The sequence below is a fragment of the Methanomicrobiales archaeon HGW-Methanomicrobiales-1 genome, assembly GCA_002839675.1.
In the GTDB taxonomy this organism is placed as follows: domain Archaea; phylum Halobacteriota; class Methanomicrobia; order Methanomicrobiales; family Methanospirillaceae; genus Methanoregula.
This window is the reverse complement of record PGYM01000002.1, coordinates 265,490-289,840: the sequence shown is the minus strand read 5'-3', so window position 1 is coordinate 289,840 and position 24,351 is coordinate 265,490. Positions and strand designations below refer to the sequence as shown.

The window sequence follows — 24,351 nt, the reverse complement described above, 5'->3', positions numbered from 1 at the left end:
TGCAGAATCCGACTGGGATCTTAACGGTTTTCTCTGATCAGGCTTGTATAAATCCTGGGAACGGCGCTGCGAAAACATTGCTAAACCATTGCCAGAAATTATGGCACCTGAAGTTGCCCGACCAAACCCGCGCTCCGGACCAGCAACAATAACCAAGCTTATATTTTGTAACATCGGAAAGGTACGCATGGCGGAAGTCGATCCCGAAGCGCTGGCTGACGTGGCATACGGCATCTTCGAGCACCTCCTGAACAGGAGCCTCCAGGCACAGGAAAAATATCTCTATGCGCTTGTTGAAGGTGGTATTGACTTCAAACCGGAGCTTGAGGCTATTTTCCAGAAATTCACGGAAGAATACCCGCAGCTGGCTGAGGCAATGCTCTCCCGTTTTTCCGGCCTTGATACCATCTACCTGCAGCTCCGTGACGGTGAAGGGGTGCTTCCCACAAAGACCACGCAGATGTACTGGATTGTCCAGGATGCACCGGGCAGTGCGCCCGAAGCGATCGAAGACGAGAATGCGGGCAAGTGGCTGATCTTCCAGGAACCGGATCAGTCGGATGCAGCCTGGATCAAAGTGCGCAATGCAACCGTGGCGCTCGAACTGGGGATCTCGGCAAAAGTGAGCACGGCAAAACCCAACCCGGACTCCCGGGACAACCGCAAGGTAATCTATGTCTATACAAAGGACTGGGCGGATGAAGCCGATGTCATGCGGGTGCGCGAGAAACTGCGTGAGCTGGGTTTTGTTGACCGGATTGGTTACAAGCGCAATATCGAGACTTTTGCGGGAGAATACGCAAAGAAAGGAAAGCGGGTCACGTATTACAGCGCATAATACAGACCTGAATTTTCAGGGCATGGGTCAAACGTGCATAAAAGTCATAGTGACTTTAATACCGTTTTTAAGGTGTTTTCGGTTGAAAACCAAAAAAAGAGAGAAAAAAATATTGAATATTTCAATTACGCTTTTCGCTCTTTGTTCTTGGGGCGCAGGTTCTGGTAACCGCATTTGCGGCAGCTGGTTGCGCGGATCGCATTGCGGGCGTTGCAATGCATACATATCTTCACGTTGAGTAACCGGGCTTCGGCTTCAGGGAATTTTGCCATAGAAATACACTCCTGTTCTGCCCTTATAACAAAGCTGTACGACTTCTTAACCGTTTGTGTCAAGAGGGCCGGACGGGTATTTTTCCAAAAACCAGTCCCGAAATGCGACAAGGGCTTTGGCCCGGTGGGACATCACACTTTTTTCTTCAAGGGATATCTCTGCAAGAGTCCTCCCGTTGATATCGACAATCGGATCATAGCCGAATCCGTTCTCCCCCCGCGGGGATGTCGTGATGCTGCCATGTATTGAGCCGGTGAATACCCGTATACCGGATTCATCCGCATACGCGATTGCGGTGGTGAAGTGGGCCTGCCGGTTTTTCACGGCATCCATGAGTTTCAGGATGCCGGTATTGCCGATTGTGTGCAGGACGTACGCAGCATATGGGCCGGGAAATCCGCTCAGGGCATCGATGGAAAAACCGGTATCGTCAACAATGAGAGGGGTCCGGAGCTGGTCGTAGGCATACTGTGCTTTGCCTCGTGCAATCTCGCCCACATCATCGGAACGGTGCTCCGGGATTTCCAGCGCAACGTGGCTTACTTCCAGTGTGCCGCTGAAAAAAGCAGCAACCTCCACGGCTTTGTTCGCATTGCTGGTAACGATGGTCAGTTTCTGTTTCACAGGTATCTTCCCCTCAGTTCGATCTCGTGTTCGCGATGGATCACATCGGCAGCCCCCTCGAAGGTCTCTGCATACCCGGCGACAAAGGCTGCTTTGAGTACATCTGCCTCTCCGGGTGCTGTACTCTCCAGGGTCTGGAACAGCACGTGGATGTCTACGCCCCGCTGCTCGATCTCGGTTGTTGCCTGGGCAAGCCCGAAGTCGATCAGTACGCATTTCCCGTCACTCTCCCGCAGGATCAGGTTGCTGGTCGTGAGATCGCCATGCATGATACCCGCCTTATGGAGTTTTCCGACCATCCTGCCGGCTTCCCTGACGGTTGATTCGTGCAATGCGTGGGTGAGCAGGGTTCCCTGAATTTCTTCCATGACGATGGTATCTGTGGTAATGTCGCTCATGATGGGGGTGGGTACGCCACCCTTTCTGGCTGCATGGATAAGGCGGGCCTCAGCCCGTGTTCTTTCCGCGATCAGCCGCTTATCGAGCTGTGCAACCCGGTACCGTTTCGAGACCCTCATTTTCTCTGCAAGTCCATCGTGGAAGGTGACAATGGCCTCAGCCCCCCGTTTACTGGTGATGCCACCGGGCTGGACCGGGGCATGGGTAACAGGGGTTTCATGCTTCCAGGTCACTTCAACCTCATCTGAGCGGAAGGATGGGTTAACCTGTGAGGATTCAACAGGAGTGGTGCTACCGCTCTCCAGCATCAGTTTCCCGGTATAAGCGATCATCGCCCCATTGTCGCCAAGATATTTCTGCTCGGGGACAAAGAACTGCGCACCGCGTTCCTCGCACATGATCCGCAACATTTCCTGAAGGCGCCTGTTCGCCCCGACGCCGCCAACAAGCAGCACTTCGTTCTTCCCGGCAAGCGACATCGCCCGCTCGGTCACTTCCACGCACATCGCAAACGCCGTCTCCTGCAGGCTGTAGCAGACATCCGGCAGGGATGCCTTGCTGTCCTTTGCCGCAGAGACTAATCCTGAAAATGCGAGATCCATTCCCTTGACGGTATACGGGAGTTCGATATACTGCCCCTGTTTACCCTGCGCTTCTATGATGGGGCCTCCGGGGTGTGGGAGATTTTTTGACCGGGCGAATTTATCCAGCGCATTACCTACGCCGATATCGAGTGTCTCGCCAAAGATGCGGTACCTGCCGTTCAGGTAACCGATTACCTGGGTATTTGCCCCGCTTGCGTACAATACGATGGGATCGCGGCAGCCGGTAGCAAAACACCCGATCTCCACGTGGGCAACGCAGTGATTGACCCCAATGAGGGGAACGTCGAGAGCAAGGGCAAGGGACCGGGCTGCTGTTGCCACGGTCCGCAGGCAGGGACCGAGCCCCGGGCCTTGGGAAAAAGCAATGCCGGTGATCTTATCGGGCTCCGTGAGCACCGAACCGATCAGCTCCTTCATCTCCGAGGCATGGTGCTGGGCCGCTTCCCGGGGGTGAATACCCCCCGTTGCCGGGCTGTAAGGTCGTGAAACCAGTGCGATAAGATCGCGATCAAAAAGAGCGGCACTGAGGTTCCAGGCTGTTCCCTCAATCCCAAGTATCTGCCCAAAAACAGGCATTGGTCCTTATTTTCTGAATTCGGTATATCCGCACTTGCCGCAGGTAAGGCGATCCTTGTGGTCCGCCATCATGATACCGGGTCCGCAGCGCGGGCAGTATTTCTTTGCGGTGGTGATCTTGTCGCCTTCAACCTTGAAGTGCGCACCCCTCTGGGGCCCCTTGGCTTTTGCTCCTTTCTTTGGCGCTGCCATGGTTATGCCTCTTCCTTGGGCTTTGGCATGCCGCGCGCTGCAAGGTGCGGGCGTTCTGTCTTGTTCCTGACCTCTTCGGTCTCATAGATGCGGGCTGAACCGCTGATTTCAGTTTTACCGAAGCTGCTGTGCAGCGTATCAAGAGTAACCTGGTGCTCCTTTATGTTGAGCAGTGCACAGAGTTTGCCGATGATCTGCATGCGGGAGGGGGTCGCTCCATCGTATTTGAGGGTAAACTGAACCTCTCTTCTGGATAAAAGCTCATTTCTTTTATCGCTGGTGATCTCAAAGTCCATCGATATCCTGTAATTATTGGAAACCTGTTTATTTAAACTATGACCCAATACGGGGAAATATTATCCCTCGGTAAAAACGATAACAGGAAACGAAAAGAGCCCGTGTTGCGGTTGAAATCAGAAATTATGCATCAGAGCGTATAAAATGGTCAAGGAATTGCTGTGCAGTCTCTTGTGCTTCACGGTTTACCGTGCGCATAACAACTCCCTTGTGCGGCTGGCCATAGAGCACGATTGCTCCTAAGGGAGCTGCGAGAATGAGGGGGATAACTGCGAGGTCTTCTTCCCCATCTACATTGATGGTCACCGGCGGATGGTTGACCGCGTACGTGAGTGCCTGGATCAACTCGTCAGTGATGGTCCCGGCGGGATTTTTCACGTTAATGCACTCCCCCTGAAGTGAAGGCATCCGGCTGCAGGGGGATCTCATAGTCTGCCCATCAATCACCGCAATGGCGGGAGTGATCCCGTTCCGCTGGAGGTTGTGGGTGACGACATCACCCACCGCGTACACGGTAGCATTGGAGATTAAAGGGATAATCTCCTTGATATTCTGGTGTAATTCCCCGAATGGTTCCTTGAAGAGCTTACGGTGCTCTTCGGGAAGGGTGAGCATCAACGGACCTTCAGTGCGTAGCGGCCAGGGAGTTTAATATTCATCCTTTTTGCCACTTCGGAATTTTCCGGATCAATGATAACGAGGTAACCGGACCAGTCCTCGCTTAAGTTGGTGGTGCCGCAGATGACACAGTTCTCGCCTTCAACAACGCGGTGACAGTCACGGCAGACCTTCCCTTGTTTCTTCTTATTCGCCGGAGGCATGCTCCTTCCTCTTGCCCTTTGATTTCAGCGGCGTTTCTTTTACTGCACCATCCGGGTTGTTGGCCTTCTCTTTCTCCTTGTTCATGTCTTCTTCGAGCCAGAGTGCGGTGCCAAGGCCCGCCTGGCGCATGGTCAGACCGATCTTGCTGTCACGCGGTTCTCGTTCGTTTAACGAGAGAGTAACTACGCGAACGCGGACCACATCGCCTACGCCAATAAATCTCTTGGATTCCTGGCATATGAGTCGGGCGTTCTTTTCATCGTAGTTGATATACTCGTCTGAAATCTGGCTGACATGGAGCATTGCATCGATGGGACCGAGGCTCACGAATGCACCGAAGCTCGTGGTTTCGACAACCAGTCCTTCGATGACTTCCTGTAACCCGAGCCTGAGGACCATTGCCTCAAACTTCACATCGTAGTATACACCACCGTCACCGGGAACGAGTTCTCCTTCTCCTACGTCCTTTACTTTTGTTACGCAGATGAAGATCCCGATCTCCTTGTCGATGCTGCCTTCGAGCTGCTCCTGCAGGACTTCAAGAATCACTTTTTCGAGTTTCTCGCCCAGTCTTGGGGGGGGCACCCGCACCTTATCCTCAAGCATCAATTTGTGATACATTTTTTTACCTCCGTAAAATCTCCAGTTTTTTCTGATTTCTTAATGAAATTACACCGATACCCTGTGCAAACAGCGCATCTCTCACGCGCCGGTCATTGGTGACTACCAGACATTTGTTTTGGGCTGCATATTCGATTACCTGTTCATCAACCGTGTTTGCCTTCAGATCTGTGATCTGTGCAATGGTGCATTTTTCAGCCAGCGTAAGGCCGCAGCGTGCAGCGGCACCATCCCGGCCTTTTGCCCGGGACAACCCGTTGAGTTCCTTTATTATTCCGGGGAGAACCACCGGGTCAAATGCCCCGACGAGCATCCGAAGCTCATCGAAGAGATCAACCTGGAACTGCGCCGGCATCATCAGTGCATTGGCGTCCAGGAGGACCATCACTCGCCCAGCACACCCATCCCGATTAACCGCCAGCGTGCTCCCACCTGCCGGCTGATAGCGATCCTTGAACCGATCTCTGCACATACGGGTCGCTTCAGCGCAATCTCAACATGATCTTTCTTGGTATTGCTCACAACACCCACGGTGACTGCGGTACCGACTGAGAGCATCAACGGTTCGCTGTGCTTGAGCGGCTCGATGATAAGCTCGCTTGTAGCGCCAACAACCCGCTCCATCAGGGTTACACTGCACCGGATCTTCTCCCAGACCGGGGGAAGCTTGCCCTCGTGTCCAAGCACCTGGCCGGCAAGCGCATCGCTCTTGGTCAGGGCTGGATCGAGCTTCGTGCCCACCCCGAGGAGCCCTCCGGGAGTGGCCGCTTCCACGTGCTTGGAACCTGCATTGATGGAGGTGATCGTTGTCGTGATAGGAATCCACTTGATCTTGTTCTCGACCTGCACCTGTCTGCCCGGGCGGATCTCGATCTTCTCATCTGCGCGGAGGATGCCCCGGATAAGAGACCCACCGACAACACCGCCTTTCACATCCTTCCAGTTACAGCCGGGTTTATTGATGTCAAATGAACGGGCGATCAGCATCAATGGTTCCGCATCCGGATCCCGCACCGGTTCAGGAATTGTGCTGTCAAGAGCCTGCACGAGTGCTCCCATGTTGATCCCCTTCTGGGATGAGACGGGAACAATGGGCGCATTTTCTGCAATGGTGCCCTTGACAAATGCCTTGATCTCGTGGTAGTTGTCGATCGCTTCTTTCTGGCTTACCACATCGATTTTGGTCTGGACAATGACGATATTTTTGATGCCGACAAGCTCCAGTGCCATCAGATGCTCTTTTGTCTGGGGCTGCGGGCATTTCTCGCTGGCAGCGATAACAAGCATCGCCCCGTCCATAAGGGCCGAGCCGGACAGCATCGTGGCCATGAGTGTTTCGTGCCCGGGAGCATCAACAAATGATATGGAGCGGAATGGTGTACCGGTTCCACTACAGGTCGGGCATTCGGCGCGTGTTGAGAAGGCTTCTGTTCCTTCACACTTATCGCACCGGTAAAAAGTCGCGTCAGCATATCCGAGCCGGATTGAGATACCCCGCTTCACCTCCTCGCTGTGTCGGTCTGTCCATGTACCGGTAAGCGCATTGACGAGTGTGGTCTTACCATGGTCGACATGACCCACAACTCCTATATTGACACTGGGAACTGTCACATCGTGCAAATGAAATCGAACCTCCTTACTCTATAAAAGATCGTCAACCTGACGGCCTTACTACGAATATTCAATTATGCGCCGCGTGAGATACCGAAGTGAAGACAGATCGCACAAAGTATAGACGCATAGCTGATCATCATATAGAGCGCCTGATACATAAATACAATCCCGCAGATCAGGAATTTTTCAGGAAAACCGCAATACCTGTGGTCCACAAAAAAGAGATTGAATAAGAAAATGTCAACGATTGGATGAGCGGCTTAACCCCCGCCCTCACAACTCTGATCGATATTTTTTAACGCTTCTGTCATCCCATTTCCCGCAGCAAATGCCTGTTCCCGTTCAATGATTTTTTTTGCATCTTCACTTATGGTCACGGTAGTTTTTTTATCTGAACTGGATGCCGGGATCAGCTGGTCAATACGGTACAGGAGATTTGTACTGTCCAACTCGGCAAATACCTCCCCCCGGATGCGTTCGATGCGAAGGATAGTGCCGGCTGTCCCTGTTCTCGGGTACCGCACTCTCATACCCTGGACAACCTCTTCGGATAACATAGATGGAAATGAATCTCTGAATCTATAAATTTTTTCGTGCCCGCACCCGGATCAGGTTGTCAGGTTATTGAGTGCAGCAACAATCTCCAGTGTCGTTCTGTGCGGTTCTCCCTTTGATTCTGAAGGATTGGATGATCCGTTGAGGGCAGAGAATATGGCTGCGATGGCATCGCCATGTGAAGGGCCATATCCCCCTTCAAGGACTAATGCGAGAGGATGTTCTGTTGCATCCCGCACCATTTGGGTCAATGTGCCAAAATCCCCAGGACATAACAGCATACCGCTTTTCGGGTCATCTGAGAGCGCATCCTGGCCCGCAGAGATGATTACTGCATCCGGCCTGAACCGTTCAAGTGCGGGGATGAATACCCGCTCAAAGACGCACCGGTAATCTGCAATAGTTGATCCTGATCGCAGGGGTGCATTGATGGTATACCCTTTTCCGTTCCCTGAACCGATCTCATCTACCCAGCCGGTATGGGGAAAAATATTCCCCTGGTGGATGGAGCAATAGAGCACCCGATCGTCTTGGTAAAAGATCTTTTGTGTCCCGTTTCCGTGATGAAGATCCCAGTCAATAATAGCGATGCGATCAACCCGGTCAAGAGCAACAGATGCTGCAATCGCCGCATTATTAAAAATACAGAATCCCATCGCCCTGTCCGGCTCTGCGTGATGCCCTGGAGGGCGGACAAGGGCAAAACAATGTTCGCCATCGATTGAACGGTGCACCGCTTCGATCGTAGCACCGGTTGCAAAGGAAGCGACCTCGAATGACTCCCCGTTGACATAGGTGCTCTGGTCAATGAAATGCTGTCCCCCGTGCGAAGAAAATTCGCGTATCATATTGACATGTGAACGGGTATGGACGCGAAGAATATCTTCTTCGGCTGCAATGCCCGGTTTAATGGTCGGTATGCCCTCTGGTAATCCTGAACACGCTGCATCCAGGCGGGCACTGCTCTCATCATGGGTTTCGATCTCATGCCGGGCGAAAATATCCCCGGTAATTGCGGAACACCTGACCATAATTGCTGATCGGTACTATTATTTCCAATCTTTGAAAATGATTGGCTTTTAAACGAAAAAAAAATTGACGGGAATTACTGGATAACCGTTCCCTGCATGACTGCAGATTCCGGGACTTCATATTGCTTTCCGCTGCTGATAACGGTGTATTTTCCAGCAGTCTTTACATCGTACGGATTTCCTGTCGTGGCGTATGGTACAATGAATTCACCGTTGATACTCTCCTGCCGGTAGGTGAATTCCCTGCCCGTATTGGAAATTACCGGGACTTCGATAATTCCGTCTCCCTTGATATGGGCTCCTTTGACGTATTCAAAGACTTTCACGTACTTTACATCCGGTGTCTTTGTATTGAAGACATTGCTGGGGGATTCATGCACGAGACGGTAGTGACGCAGTGCCGGAACGGTATCTATCGGGAGGGTTATTACAGGACTCAGTGCGACTGCGTGATATCCGGCAGGTGCTTTGCGGTTATACTCATCAACAAGGCGTTTTGCTTCTGTGGCGTTCGTTGCTTTAGCATCCGTCATTACCGGCAATGACATCTGGGTGATTTCCGGATCTGCATATTCGACATAGTATAACTTCGAAGCGGGGGTCAGGGAGCCGTCAAAGTTATGGAGCCGGGATATCGTTGTATGGTAATAGGACTCCGAGTTCAACAGGACGGGTTCATAACTGTTGGGATTGTTCTGCCCGGGTGTAAGCAGCGTCATCTGGTAAGGGGTGTTGGCAAGCGTGCTGTTATACCATGTTGTCATTGCCCAGAACTTTCCGGTGTCCATCTCGATATCGGTGATGACGTACCGGGTGCCAAGGTGATCAAGGATGCCATTGGACGTGTCCTCTGATGTGGATATGAAGTATGCAGCAGCTCCCGTATCTCCTGTCACTCCCGCCTGGAATGGGTTGGAGTTAGGGATTCGTTTAGAGATATAGGTAATCATATGCCCATAGTCCCACCAGGACATGACGCCATAGGATCCTTCAGGGTATTTGAAGGTCTTTGGATCAAAAATAGTATAATAATTCACTCCGGTATCCGGTGTGTTGTTCCCCATCCAGTCAAGGGATTCGCGCCAATCCGGATTCATGTTGATAGGGTTGTTTACAGCATTTGAATAACTGTATGACACTGAAGTATAGGCAAATAATATTCCCAAACCGGCGATGATCACTATCAATCCCATCATGAGGTAATTGGATTGGGAATGCGCTGCACTTTTTTTCGTGGGTTTTTTTGTTTTTTTACTTCGTGGAGTGGTATCATCCACTGGTTCTTGATTATCTGTGTCTTTGGAGAAACCGGATACAATCTGGTTGATATCGCCCCTCCCTTTTGCCCACACAAAACTTACACAGACCGCCGAGAGGAGAGCGACATTTACAGCAAGGTAATATTCGTACCTGACATGCTGCCAGGTAGAAAAGAGCATGATAAGCGACCAGACCAGTGCGAATACCTGTTCGGGATGCTCGTCCCGCAGGTTGTTATACGCCATGACCAGGATCCCGCCGACCATCAGGATAAGGCCGTAATTATAGGTCATCCATGCACTCTCAAGTGCCCAACCCCGTGCTTCCTGGACCGTATTGGTGACCGGGGCCTGCCCGAAGAATGCGAAGAAAGATGCGATCAGCAGGTTAAAGAGGGCGGGACTGACGACAAACAGGGCCAGGGCAAAAAAGATCCCGCATCCAAGAAGCGTTGCAGGGAAGTAATACCATTCTCTTCCTTTGAAGTACCGGGCAATAAGATAGAGCACACCTGTACCAACGATCAGGCCAAGATATGCGTAGATATGCCCGATTGAATATGTGGAAAGATTCACACCGGGGTCTTTGAAACCAAATAAAAAAAGCCCCAGTGAAGCAATAGCAAATATTACTAAATTGATGATGACAAGATACTCACTTGTCCTTTTTTTGTGAACATCAATAATGAACTGAACTACCGTAAATAATCCCGCAATCATCGCAAAAAGGATCATTGTTGGCATCACAAAGAGGCCAAGCAGGTACGCAATGCCCGCCAAAGCGGAGAATATGACTGTTTTTTTGTAGGTGTGAATATTTTTCAGATCTATTATTGTCTCTTTCTCTGAATGGAGGGTATACATATAGAACAGGCAGAAGAGGGTGGAAAAGAGGACTTCTGCGATATGGTGATCCATATACCCGTATAAGGATCGGTAGAAGAACTGCCCGGTAACTATTGCGGTAAATCCGGATGCCATGAGTCCCGTCTTCCAGTCGCCGCAGGTCTTTCCTACCCCGTACATGATTACGACAATTGCTGCTGCCATTATGGCGGGAATCACAAGACCCACTCCAATGATCTCCGGCCGTGTTGTCGCACCTGCAATCATACAGCCGATGGCTATGATCATGGGAAAGAGGGGGCCCCAGTAAACCATTGAACCTGAGGGATACTGGGTCATGGGATCAAACCAGGCATAGGCAAGATTATTGGAAAGCATCTGTTCAACCTGGCGCAGGTTATAGAGTGGATCATCACTTCCGACCATTGTCAGGATATCCGTATTCCCCATCATGAACATCGGGATGAGACGAAGCCAGAGGGCAAAGAGCGAGAACAGGGCAACAAGGCCGAAGATCAGATATGTCCGGCGGTTTTTCAGATCAAAAAATACCATAAGGTCAACCTTTCTTAAGTAAGTAGTTTTTAAGTTGCGATCATTAATAAATATGGATAAATGCATCAGGCAATCGACTGTAAAAGGGTCTCAAACTGGCGTGCTTTTTCTTTCCAGCTATAATTTTTCAGATCAATCGAAAAATTCACCGGGTTATCCATGATGGCTTTAATCTCTGCTATGTAATCTTCCTGCGTCCGGTAGACACACAAATTGGGTCCTCCTATGCGGGTTACATCAGGGATTGGTCGCATCAGGATTGGTTTTCCGCAGGCTGAATATTCAAAGAATTTGTTGGGGAGTGCAATATCTCCCCATTGGGGTGGCGAGAGGGGGATAGTGCAGACATCCATGCAGGCGATATATTCCGGGAGCTCGCGGTAGGGTTTGGTCCCGGTAAAAACAACACGATCTGAGACATTCAATCCCGCAGCGAGTTCCTGAAGTTCTGCTTTGTAATCGGTGAACAGGGAACCTCCAACCACCAGCATTTTTGTGGATGGATGGTATCGGATCAACTCTGGAAGAGCCCTGATCATCTCATCAATAGCATACCAGCGTTCAATGCTTCCGCAGAAGCCAATGATAAAATCATCTGCGGTAAAACCGAGTTCCTTTCGTTTTTCTGCACCATTCATCGGCTTGAATATATCGGTATCCACACCGTTTGTTATCAGATCCGCCGAAAACCCGTGTTTTTTGAGTTTTTCGACAAGTGAAGGCGAGACCGTAGTGATTTTGTCGCTATTGGAAAGGTTCCTTTTCGTAATTGCCCAGACACTTTTTCTGACCGTTTCCTGGATAATGCTGTTCTTGAAATATGCAGCAGCGGAATCCGGGAACCAGTCCTTGAGATCAAATACGACCGGCACCTGGTATTTTTTTGCTGCATGAATGACTGCTGTGCCGGCGAGGACATGGGCAGCGACGACGACATCTATGCCCTGTTCCCGGATAATTTTATTGAATATATGGAAATGATACGGTGCATTGAGTGTATAATGTAATAGCGGACTGGTAAGGGGGAATTGTGTAGCTTCTTCGACGATGAGGCGGGTGGGGCGTGTATCCCCCCGGCTGACATGGAAGTGGGCAACATGTACCTCGTGACGGCGGGCCAGTTCTTCGAATATGTAATGGTGCCGTGAAGGTATGGGATGATGGATATAGTCCTGTGTTGATACGAGAAGAATTTTCATGAGGTGTCCGGTAGTTCTAATTCAGAAAGTGATTTGCTGGTTGTACAAATTACTTTGTGTCAGAGTTCATCAATTTAGGTAATTCCCTGATCTTTGCCGGTGCACCAATTGCCATCATGTAAGCGGGGACATTCCGGGTCACGATAGCGCCGGCAGCAACAAATGCGCCCTCTCCAATACACACTCCCGGCAATAAGGTGGCATTTGCCCCAATGGCCGCACCATCCATGACCTCTGGGCCGGTCAGTCCGCCAATCCGGCTCGGGGGATACCGGTCGTTTGTGAAGATTGCATTCGGCCCGATAAAAACATGATTCCCTATCCGGGTATTGGTTGGTATGTATACCCGGCTTTGAAGGCTAACATCATCTCCAATGGTGGTGTGACCATCTATCACCGTTGCTGTACCGATGGAAACCCGATCGCCGATCCGTGTCTCTTCGCGAATCACTACGTTATGACCTGTCTGGAAAAAATCCCCTGCGATTACATCGCAATAGATAATGGTCCCTGATCGAATCACCGCATTTTTCCCAATTTTAGTGCCGGTAAAACCGGTTTTTTGCATTTTTTCCCGTGAGGGAAATCCAAGGGTCACCGGTTCGAATATCTGTGCATCGGGACCTAGACAATTAATGCCATACTCAATCATTCGACCGTCACGCTCTTTGCCAGGTTTCTGGGTTTATCGACATCCCGCCCCAGTGCAACTGCTGTATAATATGCGAGAAGCTGGAGGACCACAAGGCTGGTGAGCACCTGAACAAAGGGGGCTGTGCGGGGAATCGGAATGAAAATATCAACGATGTCGGGAAGTTCACTATCTCCCTCGCTACCCACAGCTATCACGGGTGCCCCCCGCGCTTTCATCTCTTTGATGTTGGAGATCATCACCCCGTAGGTGTCTCCGGGTGTGCAGAGTGCAATAACCGGGGTGTCGGGTGAAAGAAGGGCAAAAGGACCGTGTTTGAGTTCCCCTGCTGCATATCCTTCGGCATGGATGTACGAGATCTCTTTCATCTTGAGGGCCCCTTCGAGTGCCACTGCGTAAAACGGGCCGCGACCCACATAAAAAATATCTTTTGCACCGGTACAAACAGAGACCGCTTCAGTAAGATCTATCAACAGGGTCTCTTCGATCGCCTGGTGGGCATGCAGGAGCATGTCATTGCACTTTTGGTGAGAGATAGTGTTGACGATCTGCATCAGCACGGCAAGCTGGCCGATAAATGATTTCGTTGCAGCAACACTGATCTCGGGTCCTGCCCGCATGAATATAGTTGCATCCGCAATCCGGCTCACACTGCTTCCTAAAATATTGGTGATTGCAAGGGTTCTGCAGTTGTGGGTCTTTGCCTGTTTGAGTGCGGTAAGGGTATCGGCAGTTTCACCGGATTGGGTGATCCCGATAACCAGCCCTTCTACGGGGGGTGGATAATATTTGAATTCTGATGCAAATTCAAGCCGGACTGGAATCCTGCAGGACTCTTCAAGGAGATACTTAAAGATAAGCCCGGTATGATATGAAGAGCCGCAGGCAACAACGGTGACGGATGCGGGATGACGGATATAATCCAGAAGGGTTTCGGCATTTACTGCACGGATGGTGTTGTAGAATGCCTGGGGCTGCTCATAGATCTCTTTGAGCATATAATGGGCAAACCCGCCTTTTTTAACATCTTCAAGTGACCAGTCTATGAGTTCCAGAGGACGTTTTACAACCCTACCTTGGTTGTATATCGTTACCTCCGCCTGGCTCATGGTAGCAATATCCCCATCTTCAAGAAACATGGCACGTTCGGTGTGTTCGAGTATGGGAGTCATATCCGACGCAGCAAAGTTCTCCCCATCTCCTATTCCGATAACCAGTGGACTTGCATTACGGGCCACGATCATCTGCTCTTCATTATTTGCGATAACAAGCAGGGCATAGGATCCTTCAAGTTTCGGGACAACTGTCTGGACTGCAAGGAGCAGGTCTTTATTCTTTCCATATTCCTCTTCTATAAGGTGAACGATTACTTCGGTGTCCGTTTCTGAACGAAATGTATGTCCCCGTGTTTTGAGTTGCCTTTTTAACTCTGCATAATTTTCAATAATTCCATTGTGGACAAGGGCAATAGTACCGGAGCAGTCCAGATGGGGATGGGCGTTGATATCATTGGGAATACCATGGGTTGCCCAACGGGTGTGGCCAATGCCAATCTTTCCTTTCAGACGTAACGCCGAATGGGTGTTTTCGGATATTCTTCCCTTGTGCTTATCCAGTTCAATAGACTTTCCGATGGTTGCCACACCGAATGAATCGTATCCCCGGTATTCGAGTTTTTTCAGCCCTTCAACGATCAGGGGTGCAGCCTCTCTCCTGCCGACATACCCGACAATACCGCACACGTTACATCACCAGTGAGCCGTCCGGAATGTTCCGGGATTTAAGACAGCCCTGTTCCTCAATAGTTACATTGTTTCCGATAATGCTGTTATGATAGAGGGAAAACGATCCGCCTTTTACACTATCTCCAAAGATTGCTCCGAATTCCGATCGTGTCACGCAGCCTTCAATCTCCAGAAGACCACTCGCCGGACTTGCAGAGGTATGATCCGCAAGAGTACACCGCTCTCCGAGAACCGTATCCATGATCAGTGAATGTGATCCTATCATGGAATCGTCCATGATCAGGGTGTTGCCTATTGAGGTAAAAGGTTCGATGGTGACCCGGGAACCAATGCTGGTGTTGGGCAGTATACAACAGTTCGGACCTATGGTGCAATCATTTCCAATAAAAACCGGCCCGGTGATGATAGTGTTGGGACCTATTGATGTGCCCTTCCCGATCTTGACTGCCCCTTGTATAATGGTCTGCCTGCTTGCAGTGCCCTCTCGTGCAGGTGGCAATGTGCTCAGAAGACGCCGGTTCATCTTGAGGAGATCCCATGCAAAGATTGCATCCTGCCAGTCATCTGCAGGGATTGCCCGCACCCTCTCCCCCTCATTGATCATCAGGGATATTACGTCTGTTATATCATTTCCGTGTATTTTGGTGAAAAAATCCTTTTTGAGGGAATAAATTCCGGTACTCACCATGAAACTGGGGGCATGCTCCGGCTTCTCGATTATGTGGGTTACACATCCGTCTTCCAGCGTAACAACTCCGAAATTCGAAGGATTGGGATGTTCTTTTACCAGCATCGCATTGGGAGTATCTTTTATTTTTGCGATTGATTGCGGATCTATGTAATTATCTCCGGGCAGGACAAGAAAATCCCCGGAAATTTTTGATTCCGCACATAAAAGGGCGTGTGCAGTGCCAAGCTGCTTGGTCTGGACAACCACATCTATGGGTATATCGAGCTGGTTCAAAAAACGGGTCACCTGCTCTTTTCTGTACCCAACGACGACGATAATGTCGCGTATGCCATTTTTCAATAGTGCTTCGATTACGTATTCGATAATAGGCCGGTTTGCCACCGGAATCATCGCTTTAGGGCGGCTCCTCGTGAGCGGGCGCACCCGTTTTCCCTCTCCTGCTGCTAAAATGACGGCTTGCATTTTTTCACCTAACGGATTATCGCTTTATCTCCGATGCATCCTTCAATCGATGAATTGGGCGCAAAATGTGCTCCGCTCCCTATCATTGAACCAACGTTGATGGAGCAGTTGATGCCAAACTGGACCTCGTCTCCAATAACTGCCCCGAATTTTTTCCTTCGCGTATCTTTTCCGCATACTTTGACATTCCCATGATCATGCCGGAGGTTTGCGAGTTTGGTCCCTGCTCCAAAGTTACAGCTAGATCCAATCACAGAATCCCCGATATAGTTGAAGTGGGGGATTTTGGTCCCACTCATGATGATAGAATTTTTTATCTCAGAGCAATGCCCGATATGGCAGTCATCGCCGATGCTCGTCGCCCCCCGAATATATGCATGAGGACCTATACGGCAATTTTTCCCGATGATGCAGGGTCCCTCAATATAAGTTCCCGATTTTATGACACTCCCTTTTCCAATATCAACAGAACCCTGAAGGAACACTCCTTCTTCAACAACCCCGGCATTACCGGAATCAAGAGTTGCCATCAGGGTAGTATTGGCATCAAGCATATCCCACGGGTGCCCGACGTCCATCCAGTAGGACAGGCAGTAGGCTTTTAATTTTTTTTCCGCAATTAACCCGGTAAATGCATCGGTGAGTTCAAGTTCACCTCTTGAAGATAACTGTACCTGATCGATGAGATCGAAGATCTCCTGAGAGAAAAGATATGCCCCGGCGTTAATGAGGTTGGATTTTGGCTGTTTTGATTTCTCTTCGAGCGAAGTGACATAACCCCCTTCCTCGAGAATCACCCCATAATCTCCGGGATGATCGGTTGTACTGATACCCATGCAGGGAGCTGGCTGGCTGCACAAGTTTGCAATATCGCCTGTTTTAAGGATCATATCCCCGTTTAAGAGAAGAAACGGTCCTGTTACAAGATCCCGTGCTGACCGGACGGCATCAGCAGTCCCGTGCTGGTGTCGCTGGGCAGCATACGCGATATGAATGCCCCAGGCAGAACCATCGCCAAAATACTTTCGGATCTCTCTTTCCCCATAGCCAACAACAAAAACAAAATCGGTTATACCCGCGTCACGAGCTGCAAGGACGAGGTGCTCCATCATGGGGCGGTTAGCGAGCGGGAGCATCACTTTCGGGCGCTTCGCCGTGAGGGGACGCATCCGTTTTCCCTCTCCTGCGGCGAGCACAACACATTCCATACGTACAGCTCCTCTTACAACATTTAAGCAGTTTTCCCCTGTTTCAGCCTGTCACGTCCTATTGAAAGCATCTCCTTTGCTTTCTGCAGTGACTTTCCTTCAGCAGTGATACGGATCTTCGGTTCGGTTCCACTTGCCCGGATCAGGTACCAGCCGTCTTCATCAGCTACCCGGATACCATCTGTCGGGTTTGAAGCACCGAGCGAAGATACAATCTCTCGTGCAGATTCGTGCACGAATGACTCCCGTAGTATCGGGTAAGCTGGCATCTTATCAAGCGAAGATGCGACATCCCATTCGGATGCAATTTCGCAAAAGAGTGCTGCTGCGTAAGGGCCATCAGGACAGAGAGAGATCTTCGGGAAGATCCATGCGCCTGATGGTTCACCCCCGAAATCTCCCCATTTCCGGAGTTCTTCAGATACATAGGAGTCCCCAACCGGAGTACGCCGGACGTCTGCAATACTCTCAATGAGCATTGAAGCATCACTTGTTGTAACGACCTTTTTTGCATCGAGATACTGGGCAAAGAGCATGAGGAGGTGATCCCCATCGATAAAGCGCCCCTTGTTATCGAATGCCATCATCCGGTCTGCATCCCCGTCATGAACAACTGCACAGGCGGATTGGGTTTTTTTAACCATATCTCCCAGGTAGCCGAGATGTTCTTTGAGCGGTTCAGAGGGCCGGGCAAAATGCCCGGAGGTATCGCAATTGATGCAGGTGGTTTTTGCACCTGCATCCGCAAGAAGTGATGGTGTAAGTGTGCATCCCGCACCGTTCCCGCAATCAACAACAACAGGCAGATCCTGTTTGATACTGATAAGATCAAGAATTGCTTTTTTATGGGGGGTGATGGCATCAAATGACTTCACGTCTCCCTGGTGTTGCCAGTCTGCCCATAGTGGCGTTTGCAGGCGCCTTTCCATATCTGCCTGCTGTGCAAGGGTAAAGGATGAGCCATCGGGATTGAACAGTTTCAGGCCATTATATTCTTCTGGGTTATGCGAGGCGGTGATCATACTGCCGGCTTTTGCATTGCGGGTACTGAATGCAACCGATGGTGTCGGGACAATGCCGGTAACATGCGCTGTCCCGCCACCCCCTATTATACCGGATACAACCAGGTGCGCGAGCAGGGGGCTTGTTGTGCGGGTGTCCATGCCGACAATACAGTCTGAAGACTCAGTGGCAAGCACAGATCCTGCTTTTAATGCGATATCGACCAGTGTCTGGTCAAATTTTCTTCGAATCCCCGATGACCCAAAAAGCATGAGAAATAATTGGGATGCTGGTAACAAGAGTTTTACCCTTCTATGGCCCCGAGTACGGACGACTAATGGAGTTGTGTTAAGGATTTACACGCTCGTTCCATATGGACACCAGTGTTCTAGCTGCTGGAGCCGGGCAACCCCGGCGGTTGAAGGCCCGAGACAGATAATGCGTTTTGTATCTTTGCATTCTGCGATCAGGTCTCCCAGTCCCGGGTCGGTTATACCTTCTGCATTGACCAGAACCAGATCTGCATCCTTGTCATTGGTGACAATATACGAAGGGAATGCATTTTCAATTGCCGGAATACTCCCGACACACAGTATTTTTTTACCCTGAATAACCGCGCTGAGTTCCTTCATACAGTCTGCATGTCGTGATCCCGGGCATGCGTGAAGAACACGTGAGAGGCAGAAAAAACCCGTAGCCACATTGATCATTGCACATGCTGCACTCCTTACGGGCGGAGTATCGAGGGGAGCTCCGAACATAAATGAAATTTTTGTCTGGGCCCGGATTGGATCACTGGTCACGAATTCCGCACTCCTTCCCCCAAACGATGCAGTCATGCATGCACCCCTTTCGAACTGGCAGTTCACCGCATCCGGATTCACGTCCAGAAGTACGCCAACCTCTTCACATCCGCTGTGCTCAAGAATAGTTTCAAGTTTGTTGACCGAGTCGATGAGAATATCCATAATAATCCCTTTTTTTAAGTTTTCATGAGCACAACGCGTGCCGGGGATCCATCAAGTCCCTTGAGGCGCAGGGGCAGTGCGATCATATCGTAATCCCCTTCAGGTACTGTTGACAGGTCAAGAAGTTCTATGATAATACATCCTTTTCCAAGAAGTTCCCGGTGAACCGAACCATCGCAGTGATAGGATTCGATGGAGGGGGAGTCAATCCCGATACAGCAAATCCCCTTATTCGTAATGAGATGTGCCGCATCAAAAGACAGGGAAGGATAATCCTCCACGAATTGATGGTGCCCGGAAAAAGACGTTTTGAGCAGGATTCTGGTAATATTGTCCAGTTTTCCGTCTAAGTGTCCTGCAGTAATGGTACTTCCCGCACTGCTCACATCCACCACCCGGCAGCTGCCAATCAGATTGATGAGGGGAATGGTATCGATTGTATCACCGGATTTGAGGTAGTGAACCGGTGCATCGATGTGGGTACCCGTGTGGGTACTCATGTGCAGGTCACTGATCAGGTACTTCCCTTCATCCCGCTGTTTGAAGGACGGTTCGCTGTCCCCGGGGTACACCAGTGTTTCAGCGGAAAGGGGTCGCGTTATATCAAAAATTTCCATTTTTTCAGTTCTCCCAGCCATGCTTCCCTATGAGAGGTACAAACCTGACTCCCCCGTGGTATTCTGGAATCAGTCTGTTACCCTGTTTTTCAAGTGTCACCAGTTCCTGGATATCGCGTCCACCTACCGGGGCTACCAGCCTTCCTCTGTCCGCGAGCTGGTCCGTCAGCATTCGGGGAATTTCGGGCGTTGCTGCGGTAATTATGATTCCATTATACGGGGCATTCTGCAGATATCCCTGCGTTCCATCCCCTTCAATGACCTCAACATTCCCGATCCCTAATAATTTCAGATTATTCCGGGCAAGAATTGCTACTGCTGATATCCGCTCCATGGTGGTTAACCGGTGTACAAGCCGGGACAGAATCGCTGCCTGGTACCCGCTTCCCGCTCCAATCTCAAGGACATTATCGGAAGGTTCCGGGCGGAGCAGTTCTGTCATTAACGCAACGATATATGGCTGTGAAATGGTTTGCCCATTCCCAATCGGGAGTGGATTATCCTCGTATGCAGATTGATCATAGGGTGGAGGGATAAAAAAGTGGCGTGGAATTTCCCGCATAGCTGCAAGTACGCGGGGGTTGTGGATGCCCCGGGCTTCGATCTGGCGTTCCACCATCCTGCACCGCTCTTCAGCTCGTGGATAGGGAGACATATGTGCTAGATTTTAGAATCCGGACTTCTCCGCCACATCAATGGAGGCATCAATCTGTTTCTGGAGTGCTTCCGGCAGACCATTGATCTTCACATCGAGGAATCCACGAATAATGGTCGCGGTTGCTTCATCCTCGTCAAGTCCCCGGGACATGAGGTATTCGATCTCATCCTTTGCAAGTTTTCCAACTGCTGCTTCGTGGGAAAGCTCGGTGCCAACGACCGATCCCTCGATCTCTGGAATTGCGTAGATGACACCATCTTTTAAGATCAGGCCTTTGCATTCGAGGTGCCCGCGGGTACCGGCAGTCTTGCCGTTGATGTGACCCCGTGAAATGATCGTTCCTCCCTTGGTGATGGCACGCGTGATCAGTTCAGCGCTTGCACCGACTCCTTCAAGAATCGCACGGGATCCGAGATCCATCAGTGAACCCGGAGTGGCAATTACGATGCTGCTGAAACGGGCAACCGAGTTCGCGCCTTTGAGTGTTGCGGTCGGGTACATCTGCACTTTTTTTACCGGTTGCATGCAGACATAATTGGAAAGAAATACCCCGTTCTCCTCGACAACTGTGGCGCTTCTGGGGTAGACTTCAATATTTTCGCTCCAGTTGTGGATCATCGTGAAGCTGATCTTTGCATCCTTTTTCACATAGAATTCAGAGATGCCATAATGTGCACCGCCTTTACCGACATGAGCACTGCTTGTACAGCCGGATATGATATGGAGTTCAGCGCCCTCTTCTGCGATGATGATATTATGGACATGCTGGATCTGCTCTTTACCGAGATACAGGCATGCCTGTATGGGAAGGATATTGCTCGACCCCTTATGGGCAATAATTACGTAGCCCTGGGGTTTTTTTTGTGCGGCAACGTATTTTGTGATTTCGTCTTTATCAGGAGTGACTAACTTCCAGTTATAATCCTTCATCCACGGGTATTTTTCAAATGCCTTGGCATAGGAAAGGACTTCGATACCTTCCTGTGAGCACTCCGCATGAACAACATCCTGATCCATCTGGAGGAAGCTGCCGCACCGGTTCGTCATGCTGAGATCCATACCCGACTGGGCAAGTCGCTCCTGGTCGTCTTTTGAAAGATCGGGGGTAGTTATGCGTGACGGCATTCGAGGCACTCCTTGTATCCGCGCTGTTTGATCTCCTTTATGATTTCACGGGGATTACCATGACACCGTATCTGCCCGTCGCACATCACATGACCTTTATCGGCATCAAGGTAGTCGAGAATATATCCGGTATGGGTAATGACAAGCCCGCTTTTTCTCCTGTCGGCGAGGTGTTTGTCTTTTTCGAGAAGTTTGCCAATGTTGGTGCCAATAAGGGAAATATTCTCCAGATCGACTCCACTCTCCGGTTCATCGAGCATGACAAAATCCGGGTTCTGGATCATCAGCTGCAGCACCTCGCTGCGTTTGATCTCCCCGCCGGAAAAACCCTTATTGATGTCCCGTTCCAGGAATTTGTCCATATGGACTGATTGTGCCAGTTCCAGAATATTTTCTTTCTTGGTCCGGGAAATGGCGGTAAGCATCTTTCCCAGTTTTAATCCTGAAATTGTGGGGGGACGCTGGAAGAGCATGCCTATTCCGCTTTTTGCCCGTTCGTGGGCGTGCATGTTCGTTACATCTTTTCCATTATAGGTAATCGTCCCTTTTGTTACCATATAGTTAGAAAACCCCATAACGGTCATGAGAAGTGTTGTCTTTCCGGATCCATTGGGGCCCAGCAGAACATGTGTTTCCCCATCATTGATCTGGAGATTTATGTCGTGCAAAACTTCTTTGTCGCCGACATTGACATGCAAGTTTTTGATCTGCAGCATAAAATAATCGTAGAGATTATGTCTATCGCTGCATTAAACGCTTTTCACATTGCTATAAACCGGCAGGGGATTTCGGTATCTTTTAACACACTGATGGTAAATTACACACAGGATAACAGTGCATGAGATCGGAGAAAGTTCAGGATAAGGAAGGCAAGGCAAAAGTAAGGCAGGGATCAAAGCATGCCAACAAGTCTTTTTTTGTCGCTGAAACCCCGCAGATACTCCCGTTCGTGAACCGTATCCTCTGCGGGGATGCACAGGATATTCTTGCCCGTATCCCGGACCGGAGTGTCGATCTCATCATCACTTCACCACCTTACAACTTCGGGCACACCTATGCGCAGGATTCCCATGATGATACCCATGAGTGGAACGAGTATTTCGAAAAGCTCCTGCAGGTATGGACAGAGTGCGAGCGGGTGCTCAAGCCGGGGGGTCGTATTGCCGTAAATGTCCAGCCGCTCTTTTCTGATTATGTCCCCACTCATCATATCATCTCTCGCCAGCTGGCCCGGCTCGGGCTTCTCTGGAAAGCGGAGTTTCTCTGGGAGAAGAACAACTACAATGCAAAATATACGGCTTGGGGAAGCTGGAAATCCCCCTCTATGCCCTACATCAAATACACATGGGAATTCATTGAAGTCTTTGACAAGGAAACGCATAAGAAATCCGGCAACCGTGAAGATATCGATATCACTGCCGATGAATTCAAGGAATGGGTACTCGGAAAGTGGTCATTTCCTCCGGAAACACGAATGAAAGATTACGAACATCCGGCCATGTTTCCTGAAGAACTGCCCCGGAGGCTGATGAAATTGTTCTCGTACAAAAACGACATTATCCTTGATCCGTTCAATGGTGCTGGCACGACAAGTCTTGTTGCACGGAAACAAGGCCGGCGTTTTATCGGTATAGATGTATCAGAACAGTATTGCGCTATGGCACTGAAACGGGTAACCGAAGTGGATATTGCTCCAGAAATTTCCGATAGGAATCCCCTACCCTCCCTTATAACAATAAAAGATCTTAGGCAGGAAAAATGAAGTAATATCCGTTCTTCATTCCGACCAATTCTGTTTTACATATGCATAGACGCCAGGCCTGTCGAAATTGTGTTCGAGTATATAGTTATGGACATGAACCGCATTTTCATATTGGGCGAAGAGTGCCTTGTATTTGCTCAGGTGTGTATTATAATCAGATACTAACCCGTTGTGTACTGAAACCTGTGCATTGTAATTCTGGATATTACCTGAACTCCTCAGGCTCTGCATCTGTAATTCCAGTTGAGTGATCTTTTCCTGCCGCAGGGTAAGATCCGCTTCAAGACTCTTTATCTGTGGTTCCAGGTTTCTGACTCTCTGTTCAGAATGGTTGTATGCATTACTTATAGAGCGGTTTTCCTCACCGCTGGTATAGATTTTCGTGCCGTTGCCAATGGGAATGATAACAGGATTTGATTGCAGTGAGCGTCCTCCTCCGAGTGTATCTGCAGGAATGCCGACAAATGAGAAATTTGTTGTTTCAATATACGTGTAAGTCGTGTTTTTATAGAGAAATTCATCGGCAGCGACACCCAGTGCCATATGGGTTTCAGTCCCAAACGACAGCAGGGCAACCCGGTAACTCTCATGGGAAAGAAGTCCTGCGAGAAGCATGCTTTTGTCATCGCAGTCACCGGATCCATCAACAACGGTTTCAACCGGAAATTTTGCCGGATTATCCGCGAGTGTCTCGTATCGGAGTGACTGGACATATAGTGTTATCAGTTCGAGGTATTCATCATCAGAAAGCCCTTTACTTTCTTTGATCTTTTTGAACTCACCTGTCAGGGCACGGTAAAGATCCTCCTGTGCAGGATCGTTTACCATCGATCGGTAACTGTCTGCAATCCAGATCTCTTCGGAGATGTTTCCATAAATGGTGACTTCCTTATTGGTAAGTTTGGCACCCTGGTACACCGCATCGCTGACTGGTACGGTGATCGTAATTATCTCCTTTTCAAATGGGTACGAATGCGTTGAAATGATGGGCGATAAATCTGAGGATGATGGGCTGATATGTGGTGAAACAACTGATGCATGGGGCAGAAGCAGTCCCCCTAAATATGCTGCCGATATCACCACGGCTACAACAAATAAAAAACCTATGAAAAAAATGGTTGTTTTACCTGACATGGGTCTTTCCCTGCATTGTTG

Annotated in this window: 27 protein-coding genes; 2 read left to right on the top strand and 25 right to left on the bottom strand. The window is 49.9% G+C overall.

What is annotated here, in order from left to right; all coding sequences use genetic code 11:
- Positions 1-187: 187 nt before the first annotated feature.
- Positions 188-838: a DUF1917 domain-containing protein gene (locus CVV30_07780; protein ID PKL69447.1), complete on the top strand. Its 651-nt coding sequence runs from the start codon at positions 188-190 to the stop codon at positions 836-838.
- 125 nt (positions 839-963) lie between these two features.
- On the opposite strand, the gene CVV30_07775 is transcribed toward CVV30_07780, so the two are convergent.
- The 24 genes from CVV30_07775 to CVV30_07660 all read right to left on the bottom strand — a co-directional run bounded on the left by CVV30_07775 (position 964) and on the right by CVV30_07660 (position 22,150).
- Positions 964-1,110 carry a 50S ribosomal protein L40e gene (locus tag CVV30_07775; GenBank protein PKL69446.1) on the bottom strand — a complete coding sequence of 49 codons (147 nt, stop codon included), beginning with the start codon at positions 1,108-1,110 and terminating at the stop codon, positions 964-966.
- Between the two features lie 46 nt (positions 1,111-1,156).
- Entirely contained in the window at positions 1,157-1,735 is a 579-nt protein-coding gene (gene rdgB, locus CVV30_07770) for a non-canonical purine NTP pyrophosphatase, RdgB/HAM1 family (protein PKL69445.1), read from the bottom strand.
- A complete protein-coding gene (locus CVV30_07765; protein PKL69444.1) occupies positions 1,732-3,315 on the bottom strand; it encodes a Kae1-associated kinase Bud32 in 1,584 nt (527 codons plus the stop codon). The genes rdgB and CVV30_07765 overlap by 4 nt, the downstream gene beginning before the upstream one ends.
- Positions 3,316-3,321: 6 nt before the next feature.
- Entirely contained in the window at positions 3,322-3,507 is a 186-nt protein-coding gene (locus CVV30_07760) for a 30S ribosomal protein S27ae (protein PKL69443.1), read from the bottom strand.
- 2 nt (positions 3,508-3,509) lie between these two features.
- Entirely contained in the window at positions 3,510-3,803 is a 294-nt protein-coding gene (locus CVV30_07755) for a 30S ribosomal protein S24e (GenBank protein PKL69442.1), read from the bottom strand.
- 124 nt (positions 3,804-3,927) lie between these two features.
- Complete coding sequence (locus tag CVV30_07750) at positions 3,928-4,419, bottom strand: DUF359 domain-containing protein (GenBank protein PKL69441.1); 492 nt, start codon at positions 4,417-4,419, stop codon at positions 3,928-3,930.
- On the bottom strand, positions 4,419-4,625 hold the full coding sequence (locus CVV30_07745; protein ID PKL69440.1) for a DNA-directed RNA polymerase subunit E'': 207 nt from the start codon (positions 4,623-4,625) through the stop codon (positions 4,419-4,421). The genes CVV30_07750 and CVV30_07745 overlap by 1 nt, the downstream gene beginning before the upstream one ends.
- Positions 4,609-5,247, bottom strand: coding sequence for a DNA-directed RNA polymerase (locus CVV30_07740; GenBank protein ID PKL69439.1), 639 nt, complete (start codon positions 5,245-5,247; stop codon positions 4,609-4,611). Before CVV30_07740 ends, CVV30_07745 begins: the two co-directional genes overlap by 17 nt.
- Before the next feature lie 4 nt (positions 5,248-5,251).
- Complete coding sequence (locus CVV30_07735) at positions 5,252-5,605, bottom strand: nucleotide-binding protein (GenBank protein ID PKL69777.1); 354 nt, start codon at positions 5,603-5,605, stop codon at positions 5,252-5,254.
- A gap of 26 nt (positions 5,606-5,631) precedes the next feature.
- A complete protein-coding gene (locus CVV30_07730; GenBank protein PKL69438.1) occupies positions 5,632-6,867 on the bottom strand; it encodes a translation initiation factor IF-2 subunit gamma in 1,236 nt (411 codons plus the stop codon).
- A 254-nt stretch (positions 6,868-7,121) separates the two neighbouring features.
- Positions 7,122-7,418, bottom strand: coding sequence for a DUF2098 domain-containing protein (locus tag CVV30_07725; GenBank protein PKL69437.1), 297 nt, complete (start codon positions 7,416-7,418; stop codon positions 7,122-7,124).
- A 51-nt stretch (positions 7,419-7,469) separates the two neighbouring features.
- Entirely contained in the window at positions 7,470-8,447 is a 978-nt protein-coding gene (locus tag CVV30_07720; protein PKL69436.1) for a histone deacetylase, read from the bottom strand.
- 74 nt (positions 8,448-8,521) lie between these two features.
- The gene (locus CVV30_07715; protein PKL69435.1) at positions 8,522-11,107 is read right to left on the bottom strand and encodes an oligosaccharyl transferase, archaeosortase A system-associated; all 2,586 of its coding nucleotides are present in this window, start codon (positions 11,105-11,107) and stop codon (positions 8,522-8,524) included.
- 65 nt (positions 11,108-11,172) lie between these two features.
- Positions 11,173-12,306, bottom strand: coding sequence for a glycosyltransferase WbuB (locus CVV30_07710; protein PKL69434.1), 1,134 nt, complete (start codon positions 12,304-12,306; stop codon positions 11,173-11,175).
- A gap of 49 nt (positions 12,307-12,355) precedes the next feature.
- A complete protein-coding gene (locus CVV30_07705; protein ID PKL69433.1) occupies positions 12,356-12,958 on the bottom strand; it encodes an N-acetyltransferase in 603 nt (200 codons plus the stop codon).
- Complete coding sequence (gene glmS, locus CVV30_07700; GenBank protein PKL69432.1) at positions 12,955-14,700, bottom strand: glutamine--fructose-6-phosphate transaminase (isomerizing); 1,746 nt, start codon at positions 14,698-14,700, stop codon at positions 12,955-12,957. The genes CVV30_07705 and glmS overlap by 4 nt, the downstream gene beginning before the upstream one ends.
- 1 nt (position 14,701) lies before the next feature.
- On the bottom strand, positions 14,702-15,856 hold the full coding sequence (locus CVV30_07695; GenBank protein ID PKL69431.1) for a nucleotidyl transferase: 1,155 nt from the start codon (positions 15,854-15,856) through the stop codon (positions 14,702-14,704).
- A gap of 8 nt (positions 15,857-15,864) precedes the next feature.
- Positions 15,865-17,064, bottom strand: coding sequence for a glucose-1-phosphate thymidylyltransferase (locus CVV30_07690; GenBank protein ID PKL69430.1), 1,200 nt, complete (start codon positions 17,062-17,064; stop codon positions 15,865-15,867).
- A 23-nt stretch (positions 17,065-17,087) separates the two neighbouring features.
- Positions 17,088-18,338: a phosphoglucomutase gene (locus tag CVV30_07685; GenBank protein ID PKL69429.1), complete on the bottom strand. Its 1,251-nt coding sequence runs from the start codon at positions 18,336-18,338 to the stop codon at positions 17,088-17,090.
- Between the two features lie 84 nt (positions 18,339-18,422).
- Positions 18,423-19,034 carry a hypothetical protein gene (locus CVV30_07680; protein PKL69428.1) on the bottom strand — a complete coding sequence of 204 codons (612 nt, stop codon included), beginning with the start codon at positions 19,032-19,034 and terminating at the stop codon, positions 18,423-18,425.
- A 14-nt stretch (positions 19,035-19,048) separates the two neighbouring features.
- A complete protein-coding gene (locus CVV30_07675; GenBank protein PKL69776.1) occupies positions 19,049-19,651 on the bottom strand; it encodes a cyclase in 603 nt (200 codons plus the stop codon).
- Positions 19,652-19,655: 4 nt separating this feature from the next.
- Positions 19,656-20,306, bottom strand: coding sequence for a protein-L-isoaspartate O-methyltransferase (locus CVV30_07670; GenBank protein PKL69427.1), 651 nt, complete (start codon positions 20,304-20,306; stop codon positions 19,656-19,658).
- A gap of 12 nt (positions 20,307-20,318) precedes the next feature.
- The gene (locus CVV30_07665; protein ID PKL69426.1) at positions 20,319-21,434 is read right to left on the bottom strand and encodes a hypothetical protein; all 1,116 of its coding nucleotides are present in this window, start codon (positions 21,432-21,434) and stop codon (positions 20,319-20,321) included.
- Positions 21,419-22,150: an ABC transporter ATP-binding protein gene (locus tag CVV30_07660; GenBank protein ID PKL69425.1), complete on the bottom strand. Its 732-nt coding sequence runs from the start codon at positions 22,148-22,150 to the stop codon at positions 21,419-21,421. Before CVV30_07660 ends, CVV30_07665 begins: the two co-directional genes overlap by 16 nt.
- Positions 22,151-22,272: 122 nt before the next feature.
- On the opposite strand from CVV30_07660, the gene CVV30_07655 reads away from it, so the two are divergent.
- On the top strand, positions 22,273-23,196 hold the full coding sequence (locus CVV30_07655) for a site-specific DNA-methyltransferase (protein PKL69424.1): 924 nt from the start codon (positions 22,273-22,275) through the stop codon (positions 23,194-23,196).
- A gap of 15 nt (positions 23,197-23,211) precedes the next feature.
- Here the strand turns inward: CVV30_07655 and CVV30_07650 are convergent, their stop codons facing one another.
- A complete protein-coding gene (locus CVV30_07650; protein ID PKL69423.1) occupies positions 23,212-24,330 on the bottom strand; it encodes a hypothetical protein in 1,119 nt (372 codons plus the stop codon).
- Positions 24,331-24,351: the final 21 nt, after the last annotated feature.

What these genes read in the sequence shown, in the direction of transcription:
- CVV30_07780 (PKL69447.1), top strand. Translation starts at nt 188, where the DNA reads ATGGCGGAAGTCGATCCCGAAGCGCTGGCTGACGTGGCATACGGCATC.
- CVV30_07775 (PKL69446.1), bottom strand. Translation starts at nt 1,110, where the DNA reads ATGGCAAAATTCCCTGAAGCCGAAGCCCGGTTACTCAACGTGAAGATA.
- CVV30_07765 (PKL69444.1), bottom strand. Translation starts at nt 3,315, where the DNA reads ATGCCTGTTTTTGGGCAGATACTTGGGATTGAGGGAACAGCCTGGAAC.
- CVV30_07760 (PKL69443.1), bottom strand. Translation starts at nt 3,507, where the DNA reads ATGGCAGCGCCAAAGAAAGGAGCAAAAGCCAAGGGGCCCCAGAGGGGT.
- CVV30_07755 (PKL69442.1), bottom strand. Translation starts at nt 3,803, where the DNA reads ATGGACTTTGAGATCACCAGCGATAAAAGAAATGAGCTTTTATCCAGA.
- CVV30_07750 (PKL69441.1), bottom strand. Translation starts at nt 4,419, where the DNA reads ATGCTCACCCTTCCCGAAGAGCACCGTAAGCTCTTCAAGGAACCATTC.
- CVV30_07745 (PKL69440.1), bottom strand. Translation starts at nt 4,625, where the DNA reads ATGCCTCCGGCGAATAAGAAGAAACAAGGGAAGGTCTGCCGTGACTGT.
- CVV30_07740 (PKL69439.1), bottom strand. Translation starts at nt 5,247, where the DNA reads ATGTATCACAAATTGATGCTTGAGGATAAGGTGCGGGTGCCCCCCCCA.
- CVV30_07735 (PKL69777.1), bottom strand. Translation starts at nt 5,605, where the DNA reads ATGATGCCGGCGCAGTTCCAGGTTGATCTCTTCGATGAGCTTCGGATG.
- CVV30_07725 (PKL69437.1), bottom strand. Translation starts at nt 7,418, where the DNA reads ATGTTATCCGAAGAGGTTGTCCAGGGTATGAGAGTGCGGTACCCGAGA.
- CVV30_07720 (PKL69436.1), bottom strand. Translation starts at nt 8,447, where the DNA reads ATGGTCAGGTGTTCCGCAATTACCGGGGATATTTTCGCCCGGCATGAG.
- CVV30_07715 (PKL69435.1), bottom strand. Translation starts at nt 11,107, where the DNA reads ATGGTATTTTTTGATCTGAAAAACCGCCGGACATATCTGATCTTCGGC.
- CVV30_07710 (PKL69434.1), bottom strand. Translation starts at nt 12,306, where the DNA reads ATGAAAATTCTTCTCGTATCAACACAGGACTATATCCATCATCCCATA.
- CVV30_07705 (PKL69433.1), bottom strand. Translation starts at nt 12,958, where the DNA reads ATGATTGAGTATGGCATTAATTGTCTAGGTCCCGATGCACAGATATTC.
- CVV30_07695 (PKL69431.1), bottom strand. Translation starts at nt 15,856, where the DNA reads ATGCAAGCCGTCATTTTAGCAGCAGGAGAGGGAAAACGGGTGCGCCCG.
- CVV30_07690 (PKL69430.1), bottom strand. Translation starts at nt 17,064, where the DNA reads ATGGAATGTGTTGTGCTCGCCGCAGGAGAGGGAAAACGGATGCGTCCC.
- CVV30_07685 (PKL69429.1), bottom strand. Translation starts at nt 18,338, where the DNA reads ATGCTTTTTGGGTCATCGGGGATTCGAAGAAAATTTGACCAGACACTG.
- CVV30_07680 (PKL69428.1), bottom strand. Translation starts at nt 19,034, where the DNA reads ATGGATATTCTCATCGACTCGGTCAACAAACTTGAAACTATTCTTGAG.
- CVV30_07675 (PKL69776.1), bottom strand. Translation starts at nt 19,651, where the DNA reads ATGGAAATTTTTGATATAACGCGACCCCTTTCCGCTGAAACACTGGTG.
- CVV30_07670 (PKL69427.1), bottom strand. Translation starts at nt 20,306, where the DNA reads ATGTCTCCCTATCCACGAGCTGAAGAGCGGTGCAGGATGGTGGAACGC.
- CVV30_07665 (PKL69426.1), bottom strand. Translation starts at nt 21,434, where the DNA reads ATGCCGTCACGCATAACTACCCCCGATCTTTCAAAAGACGACCAGGAG.
- CVV30_07660 (PKL69425.1), bottom strand. Translation starts at nt 22,150, where the DNA reads ATGCTGCAGATCAAAAACTTGCATGTCAATGTCGGCGACAAAGAAGTT.
- CVV30_07655 (PKL69424.1), top strand. Translation starts at nt 22,273, where the DNA reads ATGAGATCGGAGAAAGTTCAGGATAAGGAAGGCAAGGCAAAAGTAAGG.
- CVV30_07650 (PKL69423.1), bottom strand. Translation starts at nt 24,330, where the DNA reads ATGTCAGGTAAAACAACCATTTTTTTCATAGGTTTTTTATTTGTTGTA.